Here is a 12172-nt window from a genome sequence, read left to right on the forward strand (position 1 = left end):
AAAAAACCGTCCGAATGCAAGCACCGGACGGTTTTCCATCATTTTCAAATCCCGCTGCAACTAAGCGCGGGAAATGTATTTACCTTCGCGCGTGTCGATCAGAAGCACGTCGCCTTCGTTGATGAACAAAGGAACTTGAACCGTAAGACCAGTCTCAAGCGTCGCGTTTTTCGTTGCGCCTTGAGCCGTGTTGCCTTTCACGCCCGGCTCCGTTTCCGTTACTTTCAGATCAACGCTCGTTTGCATCTGAATACCGAGGATTTCGCCTTGGTAGCTGGAGATGTTAACGTTCATGTTCTCTTTCAAGAAGTTAAGCTCCCATTCAAGCTGTTTCTTGTCGAGGTTGAATTGGTCGTAAGTCTCGTTGTCCATGAACGTATATTCGGAACCGGAGTTGTACAGGTATTGCACTTCGCGGTTCTCAATGATTGCACGGCCGATTGTCTCGCCCGCACGGAACGTTTTCTCAACAACGTTGCCGTTGCGAAGATTGCGCAATTTGGAACGAACGAAAGCCGCGCCTTTGCCCGGTTTAACGTGCTGGAAGTCAATTACCGAGAAGATGTCGTTGTCGACCTGTACGGTCAAGCCTGTTTTAAAATCATTTACTGAAATCACTGAATATACCTCCTGAATAAATTGTTCCTATCCCAAAATAATGAGCTCTTTCGGAGATGAGGTTAATATTTTAATACCGGTTTCCGTAATCACGATATCGTCCTCGATACGAACCCCGCCGAAGCCGGGAATGTATATGCCAGGCTCTACCGTTACAGTCATGCCGGGGGTTAAAATCGTATCGCTGAGCTTCGACAATCGGGGCGATTCATGAATCTCCATGCCAAGGCCGTGACCAGTGCCATGTCCGAATAGATCGCCGTAGCCGTACTTCGCAATAACGTCACGGGCAAGCGCATCCGCTTCACGGCCGCTAATGCCCGGCTTAATATGCTCAAGCGCATGTAACTGCGCTTCCAGCACGATAGAATATATTTCACGGTGCTTCTCGGTCGGCGTGCCGACCACTACTGTCCGTGTAAGATCAGAACAATAGCCTTGATAATAAGCGCCGAAATCAAGCTTAACAAATTCGTCTTGTCCTACAAGGCGATCACTTGCAACACCATGCGGAAGCGCTGATCGCTCACCGGATGCAACAATGGTGTCGAAAGAAGATGAAGTTGCGCCATGACTGCGCATGAACACTTCCATCTCAAGGGCAATATCCGACTCTCTGATGCCCGGCTTAATGATATTCAGAATGTGACTGAACGTCTTGTCCGCCAGATCGGCAGCTTCTTGCATCACCTTAAGCTCTGCTGCGTCCTTAATCATCCGAAGCTTCTCTACGAGCGCGCCGGAAGGCTGCAGTTCAATGCCTGGCAACGCCTCAGCCCAAGCTGAGTATTGGCTGTAGACGACATGATCCTGTTCGAAAGCTAGCTGCTTAATGCCGTGCTTGGCAAGCAGTTCACGCACATCGTTAATCGGATTCGCACCATGCTCCACGATCTGAAAGCCTGCCGCCTGCTGCGGCGCTTGTGTACGATACCGGAAATCAGTGAGCAAATAGCTTTCGTCCTGCGTAATAAGCACCATTCCTGAGGAGCCTGTGAATCCGCTGATATAGCGGCGATTAATATCGCTCCCGATTAGAATGGCTTCATAGCTTGATTCCACTAGCAGCTTGCGCAGACGGTTTACTCTTTCGTTTGACATAAGCTACACTTCCTTTCATTCACTTACTTTGCAAATGCCGTGCCAACGCATCCAAGCCCAATAAGTAGCTATGCGCGCCAAAGCCCGCAATCTGTCCGACGGCAACCGGAGCGATAACCGATACATGCCGGAACGCTTCTCTCTTATGAATGTTGGACAAATGCACTTCAACGATCGGCAAGCTTACCGCGCTAAGCGCATCTCGCAGGGCGTAGCTGTAGTGCGTCCAAGCGCCAGGATTAATGACGATTCCGTTAGCAATGCCGAAAGCACTATGTATCCTGTCGATCATCTCGCCCTCATGGTTCGTTTGGAAGAAATCGATTTCGAAGCCAAGCGCCTCGCCCTTCTCCCTCACAAGCGATTCAATATAGGCCAGCGTTTCCGTTCCATACACCCCAGGCTCTCGAATGCCCAGCATATTCAGGTTAGGACCGTTTAGAACGAGAACTTTGCTCATGAATTAACCTCCCCTACGAACGCAGCTTTGTGTGCCCGGTAGAAGAGCACATCTGTCGTCACGCTGGGAAGCTCGAGCGATGTATTAGAGTTTAAGCTGATACTGCTTTCATTCTCTAGCGTAAACGGCTTTCACATTTTACCACAAATGCCGGCCGCTTGAGAAGTGATAACTCATGTCGGTGCCGGAATCGGCTCCCGCGAAGCTTCGTCCGTAAATTCGAAAGCGATGGAATAGCCGACAAACAGCCCCCAAAGAATGAATACGCAGATCTCTGTGAACAATGTATTCCAGCCAGATTTCGTAATTGATGCCGTCATACCGAGCATTGGGCCTAGCAATAAGAAGATAAGCGCCCACCAGAATACGCCGTAACCGATTCCCGGCCATGGGCCGCGCAATTTCCCGAGAACCAGCTTATACAACAGTGCCGCAGCAATTGAAAATAAGACATAGCATCCTACTCCGGCTAGTCCCCCCCATCCCGTCCTCAAAAAAGACTGCTTAAAAAACGGATCGCCTATAAACCCCGGCAGCACGGTAGTAAACTTAATTTGATAGAACACCCACCTAAGTCCGCCCCATATGATTCCGGCGTAAAGTCCTATCATCATCGGGTACGTCCATGGATTCGTATGATGATCCGAGTAGACTTCCTGATCGCTGCGTTTGTTCTTAGCCAACGTCGACATCTTAATTGACCGCCTTTCTTCGCTATCTTGTATCTGACTCCTTTATTATGTGACAATCGCCTTCTTCGCAATTCATCAATGCCACACGAATAACAGAATCAACATGCACCTATAACATGCGCTGCTGGATGATGATGACGTTGGCAATTCACGCATAGATCAAGTACAATAGACTTACAAAACGATAGACAGATTCGTCGCAATAGGATTGATGACGAAACCTTACTTTGGGGATGGTGACAAGCTCTTGCCGCAGGATATTAGACGCGCTTATGGCGGACAAGCTGTTATCGAAGGCGTAATGTTTGCAGGCAAACACGTTAACGTAACGGCCGTACGGCGCAAAAACGATGAAATCGTATTTTACGAGGTCCCTTCCGTCTCGAAGCCTTGGGTACAACGCTTAAAAAAAATCCCTTTACTGCGCGGCGTAGTTGGCATTATCGAATCAAGCGCCAAAGGGTCGCAGCATCTTAACTTCTCCATGGAAGCTTATGCGGAGGATGAGACGAGCGAGGCCAAGGATAACAAGGCCGACGCTAACGCACAAGCAGCTTCAATCGATGTTACGAAAGAAAGCAAGGAAGAGAAGAAATCCGGAGGCTGGAGCATTAGTATGGTTGTCGGCGTAGCCGTTGCCGGCGTCCTGTCCTTCATCTTCGGCAAGCTCATATTTACTGCAGTGCCTGCCGCGCTGGAAGAATTGCTATTCGCAGGGGTATTCAGCAACAAAATCGGTCATAATTTATTAGAAGGACTTATTAAAATCATCCTGCTGCTTACGTATCTGTATTTCATCTCGATGACACCGCTCATCAAGCGTCTTTTCCAGTATCACGGCGCTGAGCACAAGGTCATTAGCGCTTATGAAGCCGGTGAAGATCTGACGGTGCGCAATGTTCAGAAATACAGCCGTCTGCACTACCGTTGCGGTTCGAGCTTCATTGTATTTACCGTTATCGTCGGCGTCGTTATATACTCGCTGCCCGTCTTCACATGGGATTCGATCTGGGAACGCGTGTACATCCGTGTCCTCCTGCTGCCAGTCGTGCTTGGCATCTCCTACGAGGTGCTGAAGTGGACGAACGCGCTTAGAGACATTCCGGTACTACGTTACCTTGGCTATCCAGGGCTATGGCTTCAGCTATTGACGACCAAAGAACCGCAAGACGAGCAAGTTGCCGTATCCATCGCTTCCTTCAACCGGATGCGCGAGTTGGAGCAACAAATGACGAAAGCTTAATTTCTAATAAGAAAAGAGGAATAGCGATGAGCAGAGTACAAGGAAAATGGAATGGATGGTCAATTACGATATTAATTTTGCTCGTAATCGGAGTGTTGTTCAGCATAACGACGAATCCGTTCGGCTTCATCCTTCCCATCGTCATACTCGGCGCGATCTTCCTCCTTTACAAATATCCGCCTTCGTTCTTGCAAGGGTATCGCCGCACGGGTCAGAGCCAGACGCGCGTCAAACAAGGCCGTTCATCAACGGCAGCTAAGCCGAAGACGAGCCGTCCACGTTCCAAGACGGTGCCGTTCCGAGTCATTGAAGGCGGCAAGGACGACAACGATATGCCTAAGTATCACTAACAACGAAAAAAGGGATTGCGGCCCGCGCGGGCTGCAATCCCTTTTTTCATTATTCATTGCTATGTACTCTACTCGCTGTCCAGTTCGGAGCGCAAGGAGCGAAGCTCCTCCAGCCGCTGGCTGTCACGGCGGAAATATTCAACCAACGTCTCAATGCATGTAATGGAATCCCAGCTCAAATGATGCTCGATTCCTTCTACGTCGCGATAAATATTTTCATCCTGCACGCCAATCGTCGTCAGGAAATCTTCCAGCAATTGATGACGGTCAACCAACCGCTTGCCCATTTTTTTTCCTTTATTCGTAAGAACAAGACCGCGATACTTCTCATAGATCAAATAGTTGTCTTTGTCGAGCTTCTGTATCATCTTCGTGACCGAGGACGGATGTACCTCTAAGCCTTCCGCAATATCCGAAACACGCGCATATCCTTTTTCGTCGATGAGCTTATAAATTCTCTCTAAGTAGTCTTCCATGCTCGGAGTCGGCACCTGAAGAACCCCCTAACCCTGCATCTTCACCTTGTTTCCTCGGCGTTACTCTATGTATCATACACTGTACGAGCCTGACACTGCAACCTGTCCGAAACGCCGCACTGCATCTTTCCAGTTTGGTTCGTCCTTGAATTCCATACACTATAAGCAATGATGCCAAGCATGAATGCCATTATTCGAGGAGGACTTTGCTTACATGAGCGCTAACGTGATTGATCGTCCGAAAATAGACCGTTCAACGCTTTCCTTCGTCCCCGAGCTTGTTTATTTCGAGCCCTCCGCGCTCGATTACCCGAAAGGCAAACGCATTTTTGAATGGGTGAAGGAGCAGGGCATTCCTTATCGTATGACAACCTCGCATAACCGCATTACGAATCTGCCCGGCGATACGGAGCTGGAGCAATATAAAATTGCAAAACGCACGCTTGTCGTCGGCATTCGAAAGACACTCAAATTCGATACGTCCAAGCCTTCAGCGGAGTACGCAATTCCTATCGCAACTGGCTGCATGGCGCACTGTCATTATTGTTACCTGCAAACAACGCTGGGAGCTAAACCCTATATTCGTGTCTACGTCAATATCGACAACATCATCGAAGCGGCCAAAGGTTACATTGAAGAACGCAAGCCCGAAATCACCCGCTTCGAAGCGGCTTGCACCTCGGACCCTGTCGGACTCGAGCCCATTACTGGCAGTCTGCGCGAGTTGATTGAATTCATTGGCGAAGAGCCGTTGGGAAGGCTTCGATTCGTCACGAAATTCCATCATGTCGATTCGCTGCTGGATGCAAAGCATAACGGCCACACGAGAATAAGGTTCAGCGTTAACGCCAAATACGTCATTAAACATTTCGAACCGGCCACCTCCCGTTTCGAACAGCGTATCGAAGCGGCGGTCAAGGTCGCCAAAGCTGGTTATCCGATGGGCTTCATTATCGCGCCGATCATCTGGCATGATGGCTGGGAGGAAGGGTACGGCGAGCTGATTGCCGCTCTGGCTGCCGATTTGCCTCCTGAGGCAAGGCGTGATCTCACGTTCGAGTTAATTCAGCACCGGTTCACGAAGACGGCTAAAACCGTCATTGAGAAGCGTTACCCTCGTACGAAGCTGGAGATGGACATGGAGAAACGCAAATACAAATGGGGCCGCTGGGGACAAGGCAAATACGTATATCCCGATGAACAGGCAAATGCGCTCCGCATGTTCATATCGGAGCGCATTTTCGAGCATTTTCCGGAAGCGAAGATCGAATACTTTACTTAGAACTTCAGCCATTCCGGCGTTATTGAATTAAGCCAAATCGTAATTTGCGTCATCTGATCCGTGAATAGCAGCACGCCCATGAGCAGCATAACACCGCCGCCGATCTTCATGACAAGGGAAGAGTACTTCAGTATCCATCTTGCCGTTCCTAGGAAGAAGGCCAATACGAAGAATGGGATCGCGAATCCGAGCGCATAAGCTGTCGTTAACTGGAACCACGTATCCGGCGACGAGGCTGCCAAGCCAAGAATTGCAGTCAACACGGGCCCTACACAGGGCGACCAGCCTGCCGAGAAGCCGATGCCGAACACGAACGAGCTGATATAGTTTGATTTCCGCGGAATCAGATTTTTCCTCGTGTCTTTGAGCAGCAGCTTCGGCTGGAATAGTCCGACCAAGAACAAGCCCATCAGAATAATAAGTATTGCCGACAATTGACGGATAAGCTGACGATATTCGCTGAAAAATTCCGCGAACAGATTCGTCGAATAACCTAAAGCATAATACACCGTGCAGAAGCCCAATATGAAGAAGAACGTATGCGACATCATGCGCATGCGCTGCTTCTTCGTCTGGTCGTTTTCTTTCAGATCGGATACCGAAATACCGGTTATGTACGATAGATAAGACGGATATAAGGGCAAGCAGCAAGGTGACACAAACGAAGCAATGCCGGCGGTAAACGCCAGCCAAATATTAACATCGGTCAAACCATTTCACCTCAATCTCGAATCAGCTGATCAGTTGCCTAGCTTCAATCCCCGCTTGAACACGAGCAACAGAAGCAAAATAACGATTAGCAGCAATACAATCGTTCCGCCTGGCGCAAGGTTCCATACCCCCGCAATCAGCAAGCCGGCAACGACAGCAATCTCACCGATAATAACAACCGAAATAACGCTTTGCTTGAAGCTTCTCGCGATAATTAGACTGCACGCAGCCGGTATCGTTAATAGAGCCGATACGAGCAAAGCGCCTACAATCTTGATCGATACGCTAATAACGAGTGCCGTAAGCACGCTAATCATAACATTATAGAAACGGACGGGCAACCCGCTTACTGCAGCCGCATCCTCATCGAACGTAATGAGAAACAGCTCCTTCACCTGCGTTCGGATCGCAATCAGAACGACAAGCGTTACCACGCCAATCAAATAAAGATCGCCGCTGCTAAGCGTGTAGATGCTGCCGAATAAGTAACTGTTCACGTTCATGTTGAATCCTTTGCCAAGCGTGAACAGCAGCGAGGCCAGCGCCACCCCGCCCGACATCATTATGGCCAGTGACAGCTCGGCATACGTCTTATACGCTTTGCGAAGCTTCTCGATGCCGAATGATGCGGCTATGGCGAACACAAGACCTACCGCTATCGGGTAGACACCAATAAGGAATCCGAGCGCAACGCCGGCAATCGATACATGCGACAGCGTATCTCCGATCATCGATAATCTGCGCAGCACTAGAAATATGCCCATCAGCGGCGCAGTAACACCAATTAACAAGCCCCCGATAAGAGCTCTTTGAAAAAACTCGCTAGTAACGATCTCCAATCCGAACAACCTCTTTCCCGCTCTCCAATTGCTCCCTTAGCCCTTTCAAGCTATGTGCCAAATTGCTCTCCACGCAATCCTGCGTCTCATGCGAATGTCTAATATAGAACTTCAGCTTGCCGCTCTCCGAAGCCGGCTGCTGGCCGAGGTACGACCGAATCATATCCATGTCATGCGACACCATCAGAAACGTCATATTATGATGCTGATGCATATGCTTGATCATATGGAAGAAGCTTTCCTGCGTCTCGGTATCGATACCGACCGTAGGCTCATCCAGAATGAGCAATGACGGATTGTTGATCAGCGCCCTTGCGAGAAATACGCGCTGCTGCTGACCGCCCGAGAGCAGACCGATCCGCTTCTCGCTTAAGTCTTCGATCCCCATAGCATGAAGCGCATCATTGCATTTCTGATGATCTTCCTTCGTTACTTTCTTGAACAGCTTATTCCGCCCATACAGTCCGGACAGCACCACTTCTCTCACTACCGCCGGAAACAACGGATTAAGCGAGTTCTTCTGCGGCACATAGCCGATCCGTTCCCATTGCTTGAACTTCTCAATCGGTTGTCCGAACAGACGAATCTGCCCCTGCGTCGGCTTGAGTAAACCAACGATCATTCGCAGCAATGTCGTCTTGCCGGCGCCATTCGTTCCGATTAAGCCGATGAAATCGCGTTCCTTCACACCGAAGCTTACGTTCGAAATGACCGACTGCTGTTGGTACGAGAACGATACGCCGTCGAGTGAAATAACCTCCTGATGGCAATTCGGCGTTTCGTTTATTAATGTTTTTGGTTGCAGCATGTTCTATCTCCTTACAGCAATAAGGGGCTATATCTCAGCGATATTAGCCCGCTTGCCTGACTATCGTTACACTTTATTGTAATGCTTGCGTCAGATATTGCAAGTTTCGTTCCATAAGCGTCAAGTAGGAGTCGCCTGCCTTCTCCTGCTCCGATGTAAGTCCTTCCAGAGGGTTAAGAACTTGCGTCTCTACATCCGCCTCATCGGCAAGCGTCTTAGCTAAGTTATCGGATACCAGCTCCTCGAAGAAAATAACGCGAACATCGTTTTCCTTGACGAATTTGGCGATTTCCAACAAGTCTTGCGCGCGCGGCTCGGCGTCCGGGCTTAATCCCATAATGGCCACCTGATTCAAGCCATAGTCTCTTGCCAAGTAACCGAACGCCTGATGGGATACGACGATATCCTTTTTACTCGCTTTTGTTAGCTCCGCCGTATATTCAGCATCGATTGCAACGAGCTTTTCTTGAAGTGCAGCAAAGTTTTGCTCATAATCGGCTTTATGTGTACCGTCTGCCTCGATTAAGCTATCCTTAATGTTTTCCGCCAAAATCAGCGCGGATTTCGGACTTACCCACGTATGAGGGTCCAAACCTTCATGGTCATGGTCCTCTTCGCCTTCATGCTCATGCTCGTGTTCCTCTTCTTCTTCGCCATGAATCAAAGTAATGCCTTCGCTCATTTCCTTCACTGCTACGCCGCTATCCTTGGACAACCCTTTCTGGAAATCCTCAACCCAGCCTTCTAGCCCAGCCCCGTGGTACAGGAATAGATTCGCGTTCGAAGCCGTACTCAGATCCCGGCTTTTTGGCGTCCAGTCATGCGGTTCAACTCCTGCTGCGACGAGATTATCGACCTTCACATGCTCTCCGCCAATTTCCTTAGCCATAAAATATAAGGGATAAAAGCTTGTAACGACGCTCAGCTTGCCGTCTTGTTCCGTATTGCCCTCTGCTGTATTCGTATTATTAGATGTATTGCCGCAAGCCGCAGTCAATAGCGCGATTGCTGCAACTAAGCTTATAGCTAAGTATCGTATTCCTCTTGATCTTGTTCTCATCATGTTACACTCCATTTCTTCATTCCTAGGATGATAGCCGGCTGCCTAACTTCGCTTTGCCTTAATCGTAATCGTTATGATTACGTTTTGTATTATACGACGACAGCTATAGGCTGTCAACGATAAATATAGTTTCATTCCGATTCGGAAGGCGCGTCCTATCTCCTGTATTGACCCGTTTGATCCTAAATATAAGGGGACGGCAAAGAGGCTGACCCCTTCCGCCAAAGCGTTCAGGATCAGCCTCTGCCTTATTTAGATGGCTGCCAACTTACTTAACGATTGCCCCGTTCGGCATCTCGTCAGGAACGGTAGCCAGCGTCAATTGGTCGCCATGCGAAGCAGCGAGTATCATGCCTTGCGACATTTCGCCGCGCAGCTTAACCGGCTTCAAGTTCGTCACGCAAATGACTTTGCGGCCAACCATCTGCTCTGGCGTGTAGAACTTCGCAATGCCCGAGACGACCTGGCGCTGCTCATAACCAAGATCGAGCTGCAGCTTCAACAGCTTGTCGGCTTTCGCAACCGGTTCAGCCGCGATTACTTGCGCAACGCGAAGCTCTACCTTCGCGAAATCATCGATGCCGATTTCTTCTTTCGATTCCACGGCCGTCTCCGGCTTGTCTGCCTTTGCAGACGAATCAGAAGCAGCAGGCGCTTCCGACGCAGCCTCTGCCGGCTTGACGCCTCCCCCCATCGTTCCCGCGATATATGCAGCTTCTTCTGCCATCTCGAGACGCGGGAAGATCGGTGTACCTTTCGTTACGTGAGTGCCTCCGCCAATGATTCCAAAACTCTTTGTGCTCTCCCATGTCGTCGACTCGCCTTCCGCGATGCCAAGCTGACGCCACATTTCGCGAGGCGCATTCGTCAGGAACGGCTGCAACAGGATCGAGATAATACGCAGCGATTCAGCAAGATGGTTCATAACCGATCCAAGCTCGCCGACTTTAGCAATGTCCTTGGCAAGCGCCCATGGCTGCGTCTCGTCGATATATTTGTTCGTGCGGCTGACGAATTGCCAGATTGCAGCAAGCGCAACCGAGAATTCCATGCCTTCCATCGCCGCTTCCACTTGGGTTACCGTGTCGCTGCCGAGCTTCTTGAGCGATTCGTCGAAGTCTGTAGGCACCAGGTTCGTTGTCGGAATAACGCCGTCAAAATATTTGTCAATCATCGCGACTGTACGATTCAGCAGGTTGCCAAGATCGTTCGCGAGATCGAAGTTAATGCGATCCACGAAGTTTTCCGGCGTGAACGCTCCGTCTGCCCCGAAAGGCACTTCACGCAGCAAGTAATAACGAAGCGCATCCAAGCCGTAACGATCGATAAGAACGACAGGATCAACGACGTTGCCCTTCGACTTCGACATTTTGCCATCCTTCATTAGCAGCCATCCATGCGCGAACACTTTTTTCGGCAGCGGCAGGTCAAGCGCCATGAGCATAATCGGCCAATAAATCGTGTGGAAGCGGACGATTTCCTTGCTCATTAGATGTACGCTTGCAGGCCAATGCTTGCGGAATTTCTCGTCATTATCGGTGTTGTAGCCAAGCGCCGTAATATAGTTGGACAACGCATCGATCCACACATAGATGACATGCTTCGGATCTCCCGGCACTTTAATGCCCCAATCGAATGTCGTCCGCGATACAGCGAGGTCTTCAAGACCCGGCTTAATGAAGTTGTTGATCATCTCGTTTTTGCGCGATTCGGGTTGGATAAAGTCTGGATGCTCTTCATAGTATTGCAGCAAGCGGTCCGCATATTTGCTCATCCGGAAGAAGTAGCTTTCCTCCGTTACCCACTCGACCTCTTTGCCGCAGTCCGGACATCTGCCGTCTTCAAGCTGGCGCTCCAGGAAAAAAGATTCACAGGATGTGCAATACCAGCCCTCATAGGTGCTCTTGTAAATATCGTCCTGCTTCAAGAAACGGTCAAAGATTTGAGCAACAACCTGCTTATGGCGCTCCTCTGTCGTCCGAATGAAGTCATCGTTCGTAATATCGAGCTTCTTCCAAAGCTCCTTGATGCCGACCACAATATCATCTACGAATTGCTGCGGCGTCTTGCCTTTCTCTTGCGCTTTGCGCTCGATTTTCTGGCCATGCTCGTCCGTTCCTGTCAAATACCATACATCATAGCCGCGAAGACGCTTGTATCTAGCCATCGCGTCACCCGCGACCGTAGAATAAGCGTGGCCGATATGGAGCTTATCGCTCGGATAATAGATCGGCGTAGTAATGTAAAAAGGTTCATTCTTAGACATCGTTTATTCGACCTCCCGTATTGTTCCTATCGTACTTAGACTTGCCAGTGAACGCAAAAAACTCCCGTCCAACATGGGACGAGAGTATGCACTCACGCGGTACCACCCAAATTTCGCTCAAGTTATGAGAGGCTATTAAGCCTGCCTAACTCGAACGCTTCGTGTGCCGTCTGCTAATGACGGCATGCCGTTAACGCCGGCGCTGCGCCGCAATCTTACCCAGCACCCGAATGATGCTGCTGCTCGAAGGCGGATCCTCCAGG

13 protein-coding genes are annotated in these 12172 nt (G+C 49.8%); 3 read left to right on the plus strand and 10 right to left on the minus strand.

The window, feature by feature from the left end; genetic code table 11:
• Window positions 1-60 precede the first annotated feature (60 nt).
• From efp to AC1DF0_RS14860, 4 genes are all read right to left on the minus strand, one after another.
• Complete coding sequence (efp, locus tag AC1DF0_RS14845) at window positions 61-618, minus strand: elongation factor P (protein WP_475821487.1); 558 nt, start codon at window positions 616-618, stop codon at window positions 61-63.
• 27 nt (window positions 619-645) lie between these two features.
• Window positions 646-1719 carry a M24 family metallopeptidase gene (locus AC1DF0_RS14850; protein WP_477574473.1) on the minus strand — a complete coding sequence of 358 codons (1074 nt, stop codon included), beginning with the start codon at window positions 1717-1719 and terminating at the stop codon, window positions 646-648.
• 19 nt (window positions 1720-1738) lie between these two features.
• Window positions 1739-2179 (minus strand): type II 3-dehydroquinate dehydratase, encoded by a 441-nt coding sequence (gene aroQ, locus AC1DF0_RS14855; RefSeq protein ID WP_442052211.1) that lies wholly within the window; start codon window positions 2177-2179, stop codon window positions 1739-1741.
• 173 nt (window positions 2180-2352) lie between these two features.
• The gene (locus tag AC1DF0_RS14860; RefSeq protein WP_442052210.1) at window positions 2353-2871 is read right to left on the minus strand and encodes a YqhR family membrane protein; all 519 of its coding nucleotides are present in this window, start codon (window positions 2869-2871) and stop codon (window positions 2353-2355) included.
• A 211-nt stretch (window positions 2872-3082) separates the two neighbouring features.
• Between AC1DF0_RS14860 and AC1DF0_RS14865 the strand changes: the two genes are divergently transcribed.
• Window positions 3083-4114: a DUF1385 domain-containing protein gene (locus AC1DF0_RS14865; protein WP_442052209.1), complete on the plus strand. Its 1032-nt coding sequence runs from the start codon at window positions 3083-3085 to the stop codon at window positions 4112-4114.
• Between the two features lie 26 nt (window positions 4115-4140).
• Entirely contained in the window at window positions 4141-4464 is a 324-nt protein-coding gene (locus tag AC1DF0_RS14870; protein WP_442052208.1) for a hypothetical protein, read from the plus strand.
• Between the two features lie 68 nt (window positions 4465-4532).
• Here AC1DF0_RS14870 and mntR read toward each other — a convergent pair whose 3' ends face one another.
• The gene (gene mntR / locus AC1DF0_RS14875) at window positions 4533-4955 is read right to left on the minus strand and encodes a transcriptional regulator MntR (RefSeq protein ID WP_337101663.1); all 423 of its coding nucleotides are present in this window, start codon (window positions 4953-4955) and stop codon (window positions 4533-4535) included.
• Between the two features lie 199 nt (window positions 4956-5154).
• Between mntR and splB the strand changes: the two genes are divergently transcribed.
• A complete protein-coding gene (gene splB / locus AC1DF0_RS14880) occupies window positions 5155-6222 on the plus strand; it encodes a spore photoproduct lyase (protein WP_477574474.1) in 1068 nt (355 codons plus the stop codon).
• Here splB and AC1DF0_RS14885 read toward each other — a convergent pair.
• The 5 genes from AC1DF0_RS14885 to metG all read right to left on the minus strand — a co-directional run bounded on the left by AC1DF0_RS14885 (window position 6219) and on the right by metG (window position 11909).
• Complete coding sequence (locus tag AC1DF0_RS14885) at window positions 6219-6932, minus strand: cytochrome c biogenesis CcdA family protein (protein ID WP_477574475.1); 714 nt, start codon at window positions 6930-6932, stop codon at window positions 6219-6221. The genes splB and AC1DF0_RS14885 overlap by 4 nt on opposite strands.
• Window positions 6933-6962: 30 nt before the next feature.
• Window positions 6963-7772 (minus strand): metal ABC transporter permease, encoded by an 810-nt coding sequence (locus AC1DF0_RS14890; RefSeq protein WP_477574476.1) that lies wholly within the window; start codon window positions 7770-7772, stop codon window positions 6963-6965.
• Window positions 7756-8580, minus strand: coding sequence for a metal ABC transporter ATP-binding protein (locus tag AC1DF0_RS14895; RefSeq protein WP_477574477.1), 825 nt, complete (start codon window positions 8578-8580; stop codon window positions 7756-7758). Before AC1DF0_RS14895 ends, AC1DF0_RS14890 begins: the two co-directional genes overlap by 17 nt.
• Before the next feature lie 73 nt (window positions 8581-8653).
• Window positions 8654-9643 carry a metal ABC transporter solute-binding protein, Zn/Mn family gene (locus tag AC1DF0_RS14900; RefSeq protein WP_477574478.1) on the minus strand — a complete coding sequence of 330 codons (990 nt, stop codon included), beginning with the start codon at window positions 9641-9643 and terminating at the stop codon, window positions 8654-8656.
• Between the two features lie 268 nt (window positions 9644-9911).
• Complete coding sequence (gene metG, locus AC1DF0_RS14905) at window positions 9912-11909, minus strand: methionine--tRNA ligase (RefSeq protein WP_477574479.1); 1998 nt, start codon at window positions 11907-11909, stop codon at window positions 9912-9914.
• Window positions 11910-12172 lie beyond the last annotated feature (263 nt).

Source organism: Paenibacillus sp. 05T425 (assembly GCF_056396205.1).